General features: G+C 32.1%; 13 protein-coding genes and 2 pseudogenes. 8 read left to right on the top strand and 7 right to left on the bottom strand.

Translation table 11 applies throughout. The features are described from left to right. Positions 1–189: 189 nt before the first annotated feature. On the bottom strand, positions 190–765 hold the full coding sequence (locus HCX49_RS03360) for a hypothetical protein (RefSeq protein ID WP_168126129.1): 576 nt from the start codon (positions 763–765) through the stop codon (positions 190–192). A 12-nt stretch (positions 766–777) separates the two neighbouring features. Beyond that, entirely contained in the window at positions 778–1,545 is a 768-nt protein-coding gene (locus HCX49_RS03365; RefSeq protein ID WP_168126130.1) for a YwqG family protein, read from the bottom strand. Between the two features lie 194 nt (positions 1,546–1,739). Between HCX49_RS03365 and HCX49_RS03370 the strand changes: the two genes are divergently transcribed. The 5 genes from HCX49_RS03370 (at position 1,740) to HCX49_RS03390 (ending at position 5,648) form a co-directional block, all read left to right on the top strand. Further along, entirely contained in the window at positions 1,740–2,189 is a 450-nt protein-coding gene (locus HCX49_RS03370; RefSeq protein WP_168126131.1) for a nuclear transport factor 2 family protein, read from the top strand. Between the two features lie 435 nt (positions 2,190–2,624). Next, on the top strand, positions 2,625–3,290 hold the full coding sequence (locus HCX49_RS03375) for an ATP-binding cassette domain-containing protein (protein WP_168126132.1): 666 nt from the start codon (positions 2,625–2,627) through the stop codon (positions 3,288–3,290). A 340-nt stretch (positions 3,291–3,630) separates the two neighbouring features. Then, on the top strand, positions 3,631–4,311 hold the full coding sequence (locus HCX49_RS03380; RefSeq protein WP_168126133.1) for a hypothetical protein: 681 nt from the start codon (positions 3,631–3,633) through the stop codon (positions 4,309–4,311). A 510-nt stretch (positions 4,312–4,821) separates the two neighbouring features. Continuing rightward, on the top strand, positions 4,822–5,001 hold the full coding sequence (locus tag HCX49_RS03385; protein ID WP_168126134.1) for a hypothetical protein: 180 nt from the start codon (positions 4,822–4,824) through the stop codon (positions 4,999–5,001). 299 nt (positions 5,002–5,300) lie between these two features. Next, the gene (locus tag HCX49_RS03390; protein WP_168126135.1) at positions 5,301–5,648 is read left to right on the top strand and encodes a heavy metal-binding domain-containing protein; all 348 of its coding nucleotides are present in this window, start codon (positions 5,301–5,303) and stop codon (positions 5,646–5,648) included. Here HCX49_RS03390 and HCX49_RS03395 read toward each other — a convergent pair. Together HCX49_RS03395 and HCX49_RS03400 are read right to left on the bottom strand one after the other, a co-directional pair. Then, positions 5,628–6,452 carry a hypothetical protein gene (locus HCX49_RS03395; protein ID WP_168126136.1) on the bottom strand — a complete coding sequence of 275 codons (825 nt, stop codon included), beginning with the start codon at positions 6,450–6,452 and terminating at the stop codon, positions 5,628–5,630. The two genes, HCX49_RS03390 and HCX49_RS03395, sit on opposite strands and share 21 nt — an antisense overlap. Before the next feature lie 31 nt (positions 6,453–6,483). After that, a pseudogene (locus tag HCX49_RS03400) lies at positions 6,484–6,636 on the bottom strand (transposase); the annotation flags it as partial. A gap of 1,182 nt (positions 6,637–7,818) precedes the next feature. Here HCX49_RS03400 and HCX49_RS03405 point away from each other — a divergent pair. The 3 genes and pseudogenes from HCX49_RS03405 to HCX49_RS25640 form a co-directional block, all read left to right on the top strand. Beyond that, positions 7,819–9,435, top strand: coding sequence for an erythromycin esterase family protein (locus HCX49_RS03405; RefSeq protein ID WP_168126138.1), 1,617 nt, complete (start codon positions 7,819–7,821; stop codon positions 9,433–9,435). Between the two features lie 8 nt (positions 9,436–9,443). Further along, a complete protein-coding gene (locus HCX49_RS03410) occupies positions 9,444–9,779 on the top strand; it encodes a hypothetical protein (protein WP_168126139.1) in 336 nt (111 codons plus the stop codon). A 385-nt stretch (positions 9,780–10,164) separates the two neighbouring features. Then, positions 10,165–10,404: pseudogene (locus HCX49_RS25640) on the top strand (heavy metal-binding domain-containing protein); the annotation flags it as partial. A gap of 1 nt (position 10,405) precedes the next feature. Here the strand turns inward: HCX49_RS25640 and HCX49_RS03420 are convergent. From HCX49_RS03420 to HCX49_RS03430, 3 genes are read right to left on the bottom strand one after another with little or no spacing between them, the layout of a single operon-like run. Continuing rightward, positions 10,406–11,740 (bottom strand): HlyD family secretion protein, encoded by a 1,335-nt coding sequence (locus tag HCX49_RS03420; protein ID WP_168126140.1) that lies wholly within the window; start codon positions 11,738–11,740, stop codon positions 10,406–10,408. A gap of 2 nt (positions 11,741–11,742) precedes the next feature. Continuing rightward, the gene (locus tag HCX49_RS03425; protein ID WP_168126141.1) at positions 11,743–13,962 is read right to left on the bottom strand and encodes a peptidase domain-containing ABC transporter; all 2,220 of its coding nucleotides are present in this window, start codon (positions 13,960–13,962) and stop codon (positions 11,743–11,745) included. A 17-nt stretch (positions 13,963–13,979) separates the two neighbouring features. Beyond that, on the bottom strand, positions 13,980–16,136 hold the full coding sequence (locus tag HCX49_RS03430) for a glycosyltransferase (protein WP_168126142.1): 2,157 nt from the start codon (positions 16,134–16,136) through the stop codon (positions 13,980–13,982). Positions 16,137–16,338 lie beyond the last annotated feature (202 nt).

Raw genomic sequence — 16,338 nt, forward strand, 5'->3', positions numbered from 1 at the left:
AATATACGGTTAAATACAAAACTAAATAGTATTAAAATTGGTAAAGCTAACCAAGCTGTAAATACTAATTCCAGTCCATTTTGTCCGCCATGACCATGGCACAATGTCTTTCCGCTTATAAACAAAGGTGTCAAACTTGATTGAATAAAAATATTCTTAAATAGTATTAGATGTTTTTACAGAATGATTCTATTCGTCTATATCCTCATAAATTAATTCATTTTTTAGTTTGCTTATCGTAATTTTTCTAAAAGTAGGGGCATAATTATTTTGTCCACTGGGCTTAAAATACTCCCTAACATAAGCATCTTCTGTTTCATAATTCTGTGTAATTTTTGGACCCCAATATTGATTTAATGAATTATAAGATACAATGTGATTAGAATCTTCGGTTGAATGGAAATTTTTGGAATTTATAATTTTCGAAATAGCTTTTTGTTTATCAAAATTAGAGATTTTAAGCGTAAATGTTTTATAACTCTCACCAATTGCAAAAGATGAGTTATTGTTACTGATCTTAAATTCATTTACTAATGTTATCCCTTGTTCTTCAACTAGTTTGAGCGCATCAGATTTCGTGAAAAAATAATCACTAAAAAATAGATAAAATGTAAATAATAGACAAATAGAACCATAGGTAAATAGCAGAGATCTTGCAAACCTTGGGTATCCCAGTTTTTTAGGTATTATATATATCAATAATCCCACGACAATTGGTGTACCTATGAAGATGACAAAAATCAAAGGAAAAAGAAAATCATCCATAGAATTAAATGATTAGCAACAATCCCAATTGAACCAAGCTTTGTCAAATCGCTTATTTATCAAATCTTCAGGGTGAATGAAAAAATTGGCAACACCACAATCTCCAAACATGATCTGTTCATCAGTATCGATTTGCAAAAGTAGTAAATCCTCGCTAAGATTAGACATTTTATTATCTCTGGGATCTGATTGTGTGAAGTAAGCATATCCACTTATTTTATGCCCCGATGCATCAAAAAGACTTTCAACCTGATCTGCTTCCTCCTTTGATAATGTTTCGCAGTAATCATACAAGTCTTTGCCATTAAGCATGATGTCAAATCTGAAATCTTCAGAACCCCCATATTCTGAATTTTTATTGAATTGAAGTCTGTGCTCACAAAAAATAGGTGTCTCTTCATAAAGATCATCCGTTAAGAAGGAAAAATCAGTTTGGTGATCAATTGAAGTATTTTCATGATATATTACTCTATAATCGGTCATGTCGTACCAGTCAGTCGCGGAGATATAAAATTGTAGAATACCTGAATCTGGATAATTTTGTAGAGTTGGTATTTCTGAAAAATTTAATTGTGCTATTAAAATTAAAGGCTTATCATTTTTATCCTTTGGATACTCAAATTGAAGGGGTAAGTACGGATTACCCAAAAATTTACTTCTTTTAATCTCTAAAATTTCCCCATCCTCAATGGGCGAAGCTGTGATCTTGATTGTATCTAATTTATAATATTCTAACTCATTTTTGAATTCATTTAATACGGGTGGAATTATTGTTTGCATATTTTAATTCGTTATTAGTTTGGTAATCCTTTACAATTTAACAAAAGAAATGATAGGTCACAACTTCACCTAGCTATTTCCCTCATTCACCGAGTTTTTTGTTGGTTTAGTCTAATTGCCATAGGGTAGGGACGATCTACATCCTACTTTTGAATCAACAAATAAGAACTAACAAACTATAAAATAAAGACATTATGAACACTATAGCAAAAACATTCGCAGCAGCAGCCTTGATCGCAGTATCAACATTCACTATGGCAGCAGGCAAACCAGAGGTAGCAAACCCTAAAAAAGCTGTGGTCAATTTATCTACAGCAGATTTGGCCATTGATCATTATGTTGCGGTTATGACAGAAGGACAGTCGGCAGGAGTAGAGCAGTTGTTTACAGCAGACTTCAGTCAAAAAGTTCAGGCATCAGAAGATAAAACTAACAGCCGTTCAGAAGTTATATCCTTTTTGAAAAAACAAAAAGGAGAGCAGTTAAACTGTAAAACAAGTACCACCATCGTACAGGAGTCAGCGGACTACATGATAGCCAAAGTAACGATGCAATTTGAAGGTTTTACCAAAAGCGATCTTGTGACTTTAGTCAATGACGGCGGTAACTGGAAAGTTTCCCAATCAATCAATACCTATAAGTAAGTTAAGTTAAATTCATATGTTTAGTGAAGGCCACGTCGTGAGAGGTGGCTTTTGTTATTTATAGTTTTTTAACAATTCGAAAGCTTAATTTTTAATATGTTTGGGCTAACATTATAAACAATCTTCAGAGAAGAAAAATCATTTTTTAAATAAGGCCATTATGAGTCCTGTATTAAAGTACTATCGAGATCTCACCATGTTTAATATGGCTTTTAGTATTATCATTTGTTTTATCACAGGAATTGTCTTTTCATGCATTACCTTCGCTACTGTAGGGGTTTGGGTTGGATTTAAGGCTTATAACTACATTTATTCTGATCAATATTATATCTATTATAATTTAGGTTATTCAAAACTACACCTCATTGCTAAGGTATTTTTGTTGAATACTTTTGTTTCTCTTTTATTACTGTTGTTTTATTATTTTGTCATTAAATGAAAAAATTAATTGTCGACAATATTTCTATTCAATTCCCTAAACAATCTGAGCTACTATTAAATGCAGAGTTTTATTGTGATATGCATGAAATCATAGGAATTTTTGGAAGAAATGGAAGCGGTAAGTCTACTTTATTTGGAATGATCTTTGGCACTGAAAAAAAAGGAAGTTTAAATATTAAAATCAATAACACTCTTATTCCAAGAGATCATATTATTCCTAAAAAACATATAGGTCTCTTGCCACAGCATCACTTTTTGCCCAAGAGCTACTTAGTTAAAAATATCATTACCTTATTCTTTCCTTCAGATGAAGGCCAGAATAAAATTTTTTATTCAAAAAGAATATCGTCATTAGAGAGCAAAAAAATTGGAGCGTTATCAGAAGGTGAGTTGAAATACCTCGAACTTCTATTGATCGGACATTTAGATCACTCTTTCTTAATTTTAGATGAACCCTTTTCTATGGTAGAACCTCTATATCGGGATGTCATTCATGAATTCTTATTAGAGGTCAAAAAAACAAAAGGCATTATAATTTCAGATCATTATTATAATGATGTTTTAAATCTTACAGACCGAAATTATCTGATAAAAAATCAACAGCTTCTAGTTGTAAAAGATATTAATGATTTAGTAAGTAATCGGTATATAAGTCCATGAATAAAGTATATTTATTTTTAGTATTTGTTTAATTGCTATTCTAGCAATTTAGTTTTTAAAAACAGAATAAAGTTAAAGAGGTGAATAAATTTTAATGACAATAAATCGCTGTAAATAAATGGTTTAAAGCGTTATTTGTAGGTCGGTATAAGAACATTTTTTTTCAATATTTTATTCAATACTGTCGCGTCGAATGTTTCTTCAAATCTAATAAATTATATTCTTAGATTTAATCAAACATACGACGAGGCATACGCCTATATTTGGCGGATTGGCGAATGATTTGTATATTAGTTTCGTAAAAAAACAATGTTGTTTGCAAGCTTAACACCCAACACTTATGACAAACCTATCATATAAATTCTTCGATGCTTACTTTAATGCCTTTTCGAATAAGACGGTTTATACCGACGATGTACCGCAGGAAATGATTTTGACAGAAGAGGATGAAGAAGGTTGGTTTGGTTGGAAACTTATTAAAGGGACACTTCTTGAGGAAGAGTATCAAAAAGTTGAAAAAGAATTTAATATCAAGCTTCCGAAGAGTTTTGTTGAGTGGCATAAGGAATATTTTTTTCTTGACGCTGATACTTCAATACTTAGACTGCCGACTTCAAATCCAAATTTACCTTTAGAAGAAATAAAGGAGAACTTGAATTGGTTTATTGCAGAACAATTAATTCCATTAAAATTATATCCATTTGGTAACGAAGGAAATGATGCGGGGCCTTTGGTATTTGACGGACGAATTGACACAATAAATAATGAATTTCCAATTAGGGTTTACGACCACGAATTTGGTGGTGACCTTGAAGGATTGAGTGAAATTATATTTTCATCCTTTGAGAAATTATTGGCGTGTTTGACACACTATATGACAGAATTGAAAACAAGAAAAAGCTTTGAAATAATTCCCGATTTTTTTAAGATTGACCCAGCAGGTGCAGGTTTGACAGGTATTGATTATTGGCTAAGTTGGGCTAATATGCAAAAAGCAAACTTTGAAGAATTTAGCGACTGACAAAAAGCAAGCCCGCCGACAACATCGGTATGGCAATATGGCGAATAAAGTGCTAAAATCAAGTTCGCTTCTTCGATTGAACTTTTGTGCAAAATTGAAGATTTGCGTTTCGAGTTCCTAGATATCCTTAACGCGCGTTTTCTGTTCCATACTAAGCCTTCTAAACGAATCTTCCCATAATAGGTCTCAAAACCACTTGTTGGACATATCTGATTGATAAGTCCGTAAGCTTGGGGATAACAACAGAATCATCCTTTTTATGAGCGTAATAATATATGCCACGACTCATGCATAATTTCTATTAATCTGTGAAAATAACAGAAAATCAAAAGAAATATATACGGTAATGTTGACATTCAAATTGTAAATCATTTATCTTATAGAGATGGCCAAGATGGTCTCAGGGGTGGATTGGGTATAATTGGTACGGGTCATACTTATAACTGGTCCAATAAATGAAATGGTATAGTTAGGTACATAGGTCAAGTATTTGAAAGCGGAGGTACAGGCATGAATTTTCATTCTCAAAACCCCGATTTTGCACCACTTTATGAAGTTGATATTTATGTTCAAGATTGCGCAACCAAGCAAACAGCTGCCAATTACTATAAATCCACCATATTTATTTGGGGCGGTGCTGGAAATATTAATTTTCCTAATGGAAATTTAAAGCTAAATGTAAAGGCGTAAAAACTACATAGAAGCATCTTATTATTAATAAATACTACAATCTATCAGCAACATGCTCATGCATTTTGTGTTTTACGTGTTATAAAAAGATTAAAAATTTAACACGTGGTCATTACGTGTTATAAAAAGATTAAAAATGTAACACGTAAATTAAATCAAATAGATCATAAAAATAACATCTAAAGCCATTCTGTCAAGAATGGCTTTATTTGTTTTATACCATCCTTACGGCTTCCCGTATTTTTTAATCAAAGCGATCCTTTATTTTCGGGCTTTTAAAACAGTATTCATCATACACCATGATCGTTACCAGTACCAATACCATCGAGGGGAGAGAAGTCCTGCGTTATTTTGATCCTATATCAGCAACAGCTGTTATTGGAGCCAATGCTCTGAGTGAAATAGGAGCGAGCTTCGTAGACTTTTTCGGTGGACGCTCCCGCAATTATGAAAACAAATTACAGGAGCTATATAAGAGCGTAGTGGAGTCTTTAAAGCAAAATGCCCGTAGCTATAGGGCAGATGCCGTTATAGGCTTCAGCGTCAATATTGACGAGCTCTCGGGCAAAGGAACACCGATCGTTTATGATCACCGCTATCGGTACACCTGTATTGCTTCAACATCTTTAGTAGAATTCATACGTTAACTGAGTTGTACCTTTTGTTGTTTCCAGTAAAATTTTCCCATCCAAAAAATCTTTCCACAATACCGAATAGTCTTTGTTTTCAATTTCTTTAATCATTTCAAAAAAACTTTGGCCATGTAGGCTATCGATAGTCGGAGATTGAATAAATTCTGTGGGTAACCCATAATAAAAAACTAAAAACTGTTCTAACAACTTGTAATTATAGTAATTGTTATATTTTTTAAGATCCTCAATATGATTTTGAGAATATTTTTTTTCGATAATAATTTTGTTGATTTTGCCCTTATTATAAAAATAGTCTATCGTAGACACTTGCATGTTCCCTAACAACTTTCCTCCTACATATCGAATATGATTTTTATCATAAACAATTACAGAATCCTTATTTGTGAAGTAAAATCCGACCTCACCTATATAAGACAGCTTGCCAAACTGAAAGGTATAATCTTGATTGAAAATGGAAGCTCTACTGTTCATATAAACAGGTATCCATTTTGATATATTTTCAAACTTTTGCTGTATTGAGTCCATTCCAAAACTTGGATAATCAATATTTTTAACCTTGACAGAGCTATCTTTTAATACAAGAAAACTAATTTTTTGTTTTTCATGAGCTTTAGGGAAAGCTTTTATAAGTTCTTTATAAAATTGATAAACGCCTATTCGAGGAGTCGGTATAAAGCTCTCATATGAATAAAATCGAATTTTTTCTTCTTCTTGACTTTTAGCAATATAGCTACATACCAATAATGAAAAAATGATAAAGTACCTAGATAAGCTATATTTGATGAAGATTGAAGACATAGATTTAGTCATTATAAGTATATAGGTTAACCGTAGCTTCCATAACACCGTAACGTCTTTTCCAGTTATAAAAGGTGGCTTTGCTAATCTCAAGCTCCCGGCAGATATCATCCGTCTTTCTACCTTCTTCTCCTTCTTTGAGAGCTATTACAATCTGTGTTTCTGTAAAACGTGTCTTTTTCATCTTATTACTTAAATCTAAACATTTATGCCCAGTTTTAAACTGTTTGATTTTTTTGGACATTTAGAAGACTTCGCATCTACTTCAAACCGTATCATGCAGTCTGTACGATATTTTTAACAAATGTGGACTTGGAAACTTAGATTATAATAAACTAAATTCTAGTTGACTTTTGTTATTTTAATTGGATTTTTATTTCTTTTTTGATTAATTGGTGTGATTTTTTTCTCGAATAATAAAAAAAGTTATATCCATTAACAATTTGTTAACAACTCTATTTGATGTAAAGTATAATTTTGATAATAATAATAATAATAATAATAATAATAATAATAATAATAATAATAATAATAATGCTTTTGAAAAAAAAGAGATAAACCATTTATAAATTAACCATATAATATAAACTAATAAAACAGTAAATAATAAAAATTATCAATTGAAGCTTTGGAAGCTGAATTGCAAGTTATCGAATTAAAAAATCAAATGAAATTTTAGGTTGGGTTAATTTTGGTAATAATGATTGTGTTATTCAAGCCATTGCTGCCGCAACAGGACGGAGTTATGATTATGTTCTAAGTCAGTATGGTACATTTATGGCAGAAAGAAATGGCATGTCTCACATCCCTGGTGCCTCTGGTATGTATGAATATACTGGATCGTAAACATGTGTTAATTCAACTGATGCAGGTGCATTTGCAGCATTCATGAGATTAACTAGACAAGGAGATGTTCCAACAGGTTCAAGTGAAATGTCTATGAATGGTGACCAAAGTGTTGCTTTTCTTAATCTTTGAGGAGGAAATGAACACACAATAGTAATTACAGGTAATGCTAGTTCCTCCAGTTAATATTATTACGATCCACAAGCGGGTACTACAGGCACAATCAGTAAAAATGACTCTAGAATTATGGGTAGCTGGGGATATTAAATTTGATTTAAGATTTTATTAAAATACAAGATACTTCCACAGTATGATATTAATACTGTTAAATCTTTTCTTAAAAAATTAATTTTATTTTTTTTAAATGCGGGTCATCTTCATTTGTTTATACCTAGTGTTAATATTCTCATTAAAAGTTCATGGACAAACTTTTAATGAGAAGTACGATTTAAATTTTAAGCAATTTGACAATTGTGCGTGGGATTGGATTAAAGTACAAAATAGATGTAATCTAAATTTAATGGAAGACTCTAATAATAGTAGATTTTTGTCAATCAGCGTTCTAAGGAAAATAAACCAGTTTAATGATACAATAGCAATGAAATTTTTGCTTACTAAACATATTGTATTACCTGCAACTTTACAAAAAGAGAAAAATTTATCTGTTTCCGTCCATTACAAAGGTGACTCTGAAAAATCGATTAAATTATCGCTCATAGGAATCGGCGATAATGAAAATATAAATTTTCATTATTCTAATCAATCAAAAGTATCAGGAGATTGGAAAAAACTTACCGTATACGGTAGTTTAAAAGAGAGTAAAGCGATCAATATATATATCGAATATTCCGGAAATAGGGATACCAATCAGTTCGTTGATTTAAAGAATGTTCAGGTAAAAGTAGGGAAACAGTTATTGAATGAAATGAAAACAGGTACAGAGGATAATATTATTATACAACCTGCACTAAATGAAAACAATATTATTCCCTTAAAAATTGAAAATGACAGGCTTTTTTGGAAACAGATGCCACAGCTTCAAGATGCAAAAATCATCGGACTTGGCGAGATTACCCATGGAAGTGAAACATTAAGAAATTTAAGACTGTTTTTTTTGAAAAGTCTGATTCTAGATCATAATTGTAAGCTAATCTTAGCTGAGGGAGATTTTCAGGTTTTTATGTTGTTCGATCTTTATATACAAGGTCTTATACCCATTTCCTCGAGGGACAGGATAAAAGAGATATTAGATTTAGGCTTTGGAAATAATACATTTATCACTTTCTTGGATTGGTTAAGAACCTATAATGATAAAAATATTAAAAAAGTTCATCTTGTTGGTATTGATAACAATGGAAATTTTGATAATATATCAATTCCTTTAATGGACTTTCATTATAATTTATTAGGGGAAGATAAAGGCAAAAATTATATCAAATTACTTTATAGTAATCAACTTGATTCTGTGAAGATTTTAGCAAATAATGATGAGTCGTTAAAGATAGTAATGGGGGAAAAATACTTTCAATACTATGATTATGTGCTTTCTGAACCTCGGTTTAAGAATTGGCAGGACCTTTCATTAAGCAGAGATAGGAATATGTTTCGAAGAACATTATATTTAGATAGCTTATTTACTACTGAAGATGAAAAAATTGCCATCTTAGCACATTCAGGTCATCTGCAGAAAATTCCTCTTGTAAATGAAGTGAGTGAAAAAGTATTAGGTAATTTCTTAAATAAGACATTCAAACAGAAGTATTATGCAATAAATTTTACTGCCGGTTCCGGGACTTTTATTCAAGATAGTTGTGATTATTTTAAAAACTTTTGTATTGATTTTATTCGAAATATTCCAGAAGATAGTTTTGAATATCAGGCGGCCAGTCTTCATAAAAAGCTTTTTTTATATCCCATGGATAAATTATGCAATAATAGTATAAAGACGTCTTTGCATATTTATAGAAACAGTTTGGGGAAAGATCTTTTTAAATTTACTAATCTGCCAAAGAGATACGATTCTATCATTTTTGTAGATAGTAGCATCGCAATTCCTTTGGGCTTTTACCAACAACTAGATGCTGATAGCCATTATTTTAAAAAGAGAACCATGTATTATAATCTTATTAAAAATTAGTAGGGCTTATGGATAAAATAAATGTTTTTTTTGTGGATTATTTTAATCAAGTCAATGGTGGATTAACTACGTATTTTGATAATCTAAAACAATCTCTAAGTGAAGATGAAAGAATCAACCTAAATTTAATATTGGTGAAATCTAGCCCTTCAGTAAATGAAATTAAGGAAATAACCGATAATAGAGTGAAGATATACATCTTTCCATATGATATTGCTTTAACTCCTTCAGAAATCAATCATGATTTACAATTAATAGATTTTTTAGAAAATCTATTAAAACCATTAGCAAATATTATTTTTCATTTTAATTGGATCAACCAGGCTCCATTTGCTGTGAATTAAAAAGAAGATTAATTGTAGTACTATTCTTACGAACCATTGTTTACCATGGAGAAATTTAATAACAAATAAAGAGGCTAAGCAAGCATCCAAGAAAGCAGTTGTAATTGCTAAAGCCCAAGGCGAACACAAAAAAGCCATTGAGACAGCTTTAAAATTTAAAAAGATGGGCTTACCTATTGCCGATATTGCAAAAGGTACCGGTCTTACCATCGACGAGATTGAAAAACTGAAATAAATCAAATAGCTCATATAGATAAACGTATAAAGCCATTCTTGACAGAATGGCTTTATACGTTTTATACCATCCTTAAGGCTTCCCGTATTTGGGATTTTTCGGTGGACGCTCCCGCAATTATGAAAACAAAAACAGGAGCTATATAAGAGCGTAGTCAAGTCTTTAAAGCAAAATGCCCGTAGCTATAAGGCAGATGCCGTTATAGGCTTCCGCGTCAATATTAATGAACTCTCGGGCAAGGGAACGCAAATGTTTATGATCACCGATATCGGTACTCCTGTATTGCTCAATGAAATTCAACATAAACAAGCAGAAGCAGTACGTGGAGATATCGATGGATCAGTTATTAAGAACAAAGTCTATACTCGTACTTCAATCCTATATTTCTAATTTAGTTTTGTGGTTGTGCTATATACTTAAGGTTATCAAAAAAGCGTTCTATCAAGCGCCTATCTTTAGTTATTATTTCTGCGACACCTTTAGATTCATATCTGAATTCGAGGTTTGATCCATAGTTTGTTGTTAATCCTTTCGGAAAATGAAGCGTTACTAGATATGTTTCAATATCTCCATCTGCAGTTTTTGTACTGTTACTTACTAAATCTATATTGTTTACTATAGCTTTAATATATCCAAATTCCATATATGGATAATCTGCTAATTTAACAATTACATTTTGACCGCTTTTTACTTTACCGGCACCATTTACAGGAAGCATGACTTGACCGATCAAATTATTTTGTGATGGAACAATAGAAAATAGATGTTCTCCTTGCTGCACGAATTGATTGTCATTCCAAAATTTTAAAAATTGAATCTTACCGTCAAAAGGTGCTCTAAATAGATATAATTTTTCCCAGTTATTTAGCTTGTCAATTAAATTGTTATATGAAGTTAAAACTTCTAGATTAAGTTGCAGCTCCCGTTCACTTTTATTGACTTTTATTTCCTGTATATTTTTTTCAGTACCTTGAATCTGTTCACGTATGCTACCTGTGTTACGGATTGACGTTTGGAAATAGTCATTTGAACCTAGGTAGGAGGCTTTCGATTTTTCAAACTCGGACAAACTAATTACTTTTCTATTGAAAAGAATAGAATCCCTTTCATACATTCGATCTGATAACGTTAAATTTTCTTTACTAATAGATTCTTTATTTTTTAAAACAGTTAGTGCTTGTGTTTGTTCGTTTAGTATACCATATAAAGCTTGTTCCTGTTTATCATATAATCGATTGTGTTGATAATCCGCTAACTGTTTTAAGGCTGATAAAAAATTTGTATATGGAGCGGTAATATCACCCAAGTTTTTATTCTTATATAAATTATTGTAAATATTGTAAGCATCATCTGTGGGGAGGTTAAGTTTAGAAATTTGTGTCCTTATTTCTGAAATTAAATGTGGATCAGTAGCATTATCGATCCAGCCAATTACTTGACCGGCTTTTACCTTTTCTAAAGATTTAATACCATTAAGTCTCAATTTCCCATTGATTTCCGTAACCAATCGTAATGGAGCCTGATCAGCATTGATTGTTAGTTGTCCAGTAATTATATCAGGATATTTAATGATGTAACCAAAAGAAACCAATAAAATTACAATAAAACATACCACAAGCGTTATATTTTTTGCAAATGTATTAGGCATGCGCTCAATAATATCTATGATTTCTTCTGTTCTCTTGTCGAGCGAAATAATCTCAGTAGGTTTCTTTTCGCTTATCATAATTAATTGGCTAAAAATTTAACTTCAGATTGACTTTCAACCAATTGAAAGTATCTTCCCCCGCGATTCATTAAACTATCGTGATTACCAACTTCCACTATGCAACCATCTCTCATTACAACAATCTGTTCCGCCTTTCGTATGGTGCTCAAACGATGTGCTACAACAATCACTGTTTTTCCATGAAAAACTTCATCGAGTGCAGTAGTTATTTTGTGCTCATTGATAGTATCTAAGGCATTTGTTGCCTCATCAAAAAATAATATATCTGGATTTTTATATAATGCCCTGGCTATTAGTACGCGTTGTCGTTGTCCTCCACTCAACCCACGTCCATCTTCTCCCATTTTCGTATGATAACCCAGAGGCAGCTGTTCAATTTCTGGACCGATATTAGCTGCTGTAACCGCTTTAATTAATCTTTCGTTGTCAGGCTTTTCATCATCAAGAATGATATTATTCAATATAGTATCGTTGAAAATTTTGCCATCTTGCATCACTGCACCACATTTAGAGCGCCACTGCCTGAGACCTATATTATTAACATTCATGTTCCCCACTGATATTTCTCCATAACTTGGTTTATATAAACGCAGGAGTAGTTTTAATAATGTTGATTTCCCGCTGCCACTGTCTCCCACAATTGCTGTTACCTTACCATGAGGGATAATGAGGCTAACATTTTTGAGGATCACAGGAGATACATGCGTGTATTGAAAAGAAACATTTTTTACAATAATATCGCTAATACCAGCAAGAGTCATATCATTGTTACCGATGTCTTCATCCTCATCTGCAAGTGACTGAATTTCATTTAATCTCATGAAGCTGATTTGAGCAAATTGAAAGGATACCATAAACGATATTAATTGTTGAACAGGGCCATTTAGCATCCCGATAATGAATTGTGTTGAAATCATTACTCCAAAAGTAATTTCACCTGCAATAACAGCTTTAGCGCAAAAAAAAGTAATCAGTAGATTTTTAACACTATCAATAAAGCTTGCTCCAAGATTTTGAATATTATTGATCCCCAGCATACGCAGATTAATTTTAAAGAGTCTTGCCTGTATACCTTCCCATTTCCATCTTTTAGCCTGCTCATAATTATTAATCTTAATGTCCTGAATCCCCCCAATTGTTTCGACCCAATAACTTTGGTTCTTGGCGGTTAATTCGAAATAGTCCCAGTCCAGTTTTTTGCGTAGATTAAGAAACGCTATTACCCATAATATATATAACACGCTTCCGACAATGAAAATATAAAAAATAGTATTGTTATACATCCAAAGTATGATACTAAATATAAAAAAGGTCAATGTTGAAAATATCAGATTTAGTGAATTATTCATGATGAAAGTTCTGATCCGTTCATGATCGTATGCCCTTTGTAATATATCTCCAAGCATTTTATTCTCGAAAAATGACACAGGAAGTTTCATCAATTTAATTAAGTAATCGGAGATAAGCGCAATATTTATTCGCGAAGATAGGTGTTGAAGAATCCAATCTCTGACAGCTGAACTTAAAGTAATGCTGACAATTAAAGCAAGGTTTGCAAAAAGTACTATATTGATAAAGCTAACATCTTGGGTCTGTATTCCTACATCAATAACCGCTTTTGAAATAAAAGGTAGTATAGCCTGCATTCCCGTAATCAATAACATTACAGTTGCTAAATAAAAAAAGCTTTTTTTATATGGAGTGAAATACCCTAAAATATTTTCTAACTGTTTATTGCGGTGCGATTTCTCACCAGTTTGTCTTTGAGCAAAGTCCGCTTGCGGTTCAAGAATTAAAGCAACACCTTTTGTTACAGTTTCTTTGTTTTTCAACCATCCGTTTTCAAATTCATCTTGATTATATTCAACTTTTCCTTTTGCGGGATCTGCTATAAAAAAAAGTAGATCTTTATTTCGCTTTTCTTTTATTTTATACAAGACGACAAAGTGACTATTATCCCAGTGCATGATAATGGGTAAAGGAACTTTTTCAAGAATCTCTGTTACGCTACAATGTGCGGCTAACGTGCGGATACCAATTGTTTCAGCTCCGTGTGAAATACCAGCGAGCGAAACTCCTTCTCTCGTATTACCACATAGATCCCTTAAGTATTGTAATGAATAGTATTTACCATAAAATTTTGCAATCATTTTTAAACATGCGGGACCACAGTCCATCATATCAAGTTGCCTGTCGAGTGGAAATGTCCGAAGATCCATAATACTTAAATCAATTTTTAATTAATATTGCAGTAGTTACGCTTTATGTGATCTTTCATCGTATTTACTGTGAGCACAGAAAAACCCAGCTGTTTTTGTTGAGAACGCAATACCTTTTCAATCCACTCATCTAGTAATTGTATTCGCATTGAATTATTGAATATTTTATTGCCCAAATTTTGACTAATTGCAATATGAATTTTTAATTCCTCAACGGAATGATCAATATTTAATTTATCAAGTTCAGATGAAAGTAGACTAGCTGCACTTTCTCGTTGCTCTCTGCCATTTTTGTTGGAAGTATTTTGATCATGTATCCGGTAATGTGTCAGATATTCTGGAATATTAGCAGCTTTATATTTTTTTAAGATTTTAAACCAAAGATGGTAATCTTCAGCATGCGGATATTTTTTTGAATACTTGATTTTTTTCACAATATCTGCACGCATTAAGACTGAGGGATGAGAAAATGGATTTTGGAATAGCATTGCTTGCTGAATTTCCTCATGACTGCAGGGATATTGTTTTAGTCCCATTAATTGTCCTTTGCTGTTAATCACACGATGATGACTACCTACCAGTGCTAATTCATCATTATTTGAATCCTCAAAGTACTTCACCTGTTTGTACAATCGGTTTTGTTGCATGACATCATCCGTGTCGATTCTAGCAACATATTTACCTTTAGCATATTTTATTCCGTAGTTTAAGCTATCAACTATCCCTATATTCCGTTTATTATTCAGTACGATGATCCGAGTATCTTTATAACTTTCTAAAATAGTGCTACTATTATCTACAGAGCCATCATTTATGATAATTAGCTCAAGATTAGTATAGCTCTGGCAAAGTATACTATTGATGCATTCCCGTAGATACTTCTCGCCGTTATAACACGGGAGAATTACACTTACTAGCGGATAATTTGAATTGCCATTCAATTTTTTTTGTGTTTCTTGTTCCTCCATCAGTCTTTTATATATTTTGACTGTCTGTTGCCCCATATTACTTACTTCAAGATGTTTCTCAGCATATTTTTTAGCTTTCCTTGCTCTACTATTAGCTTTATTTTTATTATTTAGTACGCTTAAAATATTTTGCGAAAGTTTGTTTACATCAATATGTACATCATTATCGTTTAAGACTAAAGGAGTTCGTAGACCATATTCATCCGGGACTAATTCTTTTAATCCATCCACATCAGCTACAAGCAACGGGAGACTGTGGTGCATCATTTCTATTGTAGTGTAACTACATTGTTCGATATAAGATGGAACTATACCTAAATCAGCCATTTGATAAAAATCAAACAGTACCGATTTTTCTAAAGAACCAGTTATCGTTAAATTTGCCCATCGCTGGTTTGCATATTTCAATATCTCGCTGTGGTTTCCATTTCCAGCAATTATTAGTCTAACATTCGGTTTTTCTTCCAATATTTTATCCAGAGCTTTCACAAGATCAAATACTCCCTTCCTCTGATTCACTACGCCTGCATACAATATAATTTCATCGTCAAGACTAAATCCGTACTTTTTTCTTAATATTTTCGGATCTTTTAATTCGGGCTTTTCAACTTTAAGTCCATTTTGGACAATACTCATTTGATTTTTAGGAAATTGAAATAATTTTTGTAGGGCAGAAGCAGCAAATTTTGTAACACATATTACATGATCTACTGCATTGTATGCTACCCATTCATGTAGCAGAGATTGATCCACATACTTTATATCTTCTTTCGAAAGAAGTAAGCCATTTATGTATTTAAATAAAGGATAGTTGTTCGTTATATTATCTCTCCAAGGGATACAATGTTTGGTCAGTATTGTTTTGCATGTCATTTTTGCTTTAAGTAATTGCGCAAAAGGTGCATGATTGATCCAATTAAAATGAAAAATCGTGTCTTGGTTCGGATCTAACTCTTTGCTAAAGTATATGGCAAGATTCTCATCCTTTGTGTTATGCTCAGGAATTGCTATATCATGTGGAACATAGTAGTTTATTCCATATTCACCTTGTTCTTTATGAATATTTTTGTATTGATCGGCATTAACAAATATAAAGTGCAGACTAATATTTGGATCTTCCACAACATAGTTTGTAAGTTGATCCACATATGTAGTCAATCCAGTACTATTTCGATTATAGTAGTCAATAATAAATAAATTAAACATAACGATCTCCTGATTAATATGTGATTATGAAAGTTGACATTAAATTATTCTCCAGAAAAAGTTCTTAGTCTTCTTGGTGTTTTTAATACAATAGTGCCATCACTATTCAGTCGGGCATATATCCTAATTTTTGATTCTATAGGTCTACGATCTATAGCAGCTGGAAGCCAATCTATATTATATGATTTTAACAACGCCCTAC

Origin of the sequence: Sphingobacterium sp. B16(2022) (assembly GCF_012030425.1) — a bacterium.
GTDB classification, from domain to species: domain Bacteria; phylum Bacteroidota; class Bacteroidia; order Sphingobacteriales; family Sphingobacteriaceae; genus Sphingobacterium; species Sphingobacterium anhuiense.

Coding starts and splice junctions, on each gene's coding strand:
- HCX49_RS03360 (WP_168126129.1), bottom strand. CDS start 765: ATGGATGATTTTCTTTTTCCTTTGATTTTTGTCATCTTCATAGGTACA.
- HCX49_RS03365 (WP_168126130.1), bottom strand. CDS start 1,545: ATGCAAACAATAATTCCACCCGTATTAAATGAATTCAAAAATGAGTTA.
- HCX49_RS03370 (WP_168126131.1), top strand. CDS start 1,740: ATGAACACTATAGCAAAAACATTCGCAGCAGCAGCCTTGATCGCAGTA.
- HCX49_RS03375 (WP_168126132.1), top strand. CDS start 2,625: ATGAAAAAATTAATTGTCGACAATATTTCTATTCAATTCCCTAAACAA.
- HCX49_RS03380 (WP_168126133.1), top strand. CDS start 3,631: ATGACAAACCTATCATATAAATTCTTCGATGCTTACTTTAATGCCTTT.
- HCX49_RS03385 (WP_168126134.1), top strand. CDS start 4,822: ATGAATTTTCATTCTCAAAACCCCGATTTTGCACCACTTTATGAAGTT.
- HCX49_RS03390 (WP_168126135.1), top strand. CDS start 5,301: ATGATCGTTACCAGTACCAATACCATCGAGGGGAGAGAAGTCCTGCGT.
- HCX49_RS03395 (WP_168126136.1), bottom strand. CDS start 6,452: ATGTCTTCAATCTTCATCAAATATAGCTTATCTAGGTACTTTATCATT.
- HCX49_RS03405 (WP_168126138.1), top strand. CDS start 7,819: ATGGAAGACTCTAATAATAGTAGATTTTTGTCAATCAGCGTTCTAAGG.
- HCX49_RS03410 (WP_168126139.1), top strand. CDS start 9,444: ATGGATAAAATAAATGTTTTTTTTGTGGATTATTTTAATCAAGTCAAT.
- HCX49_RS03420 (WP_168126140.1), bottom strand. CDS start 11,740: ATGATAAGCGAAAAGAAACCTACTGAGATTATTTCGCTCGACAAGAGA.
- HCX49_RS03425 (WP_168126141.1), bottom strand. CDS start 13,962: ATGGATCTTCGGACATTTCCACTCGACAGGCAACTTGATATGATGGAC.
- HCX49_RS03430 (WP_168126142.1), bottom strand. CDS start 16,136: ATGTTTAATTTATTTATTATTGACTACTATAATCGAAATAGTACTGGA.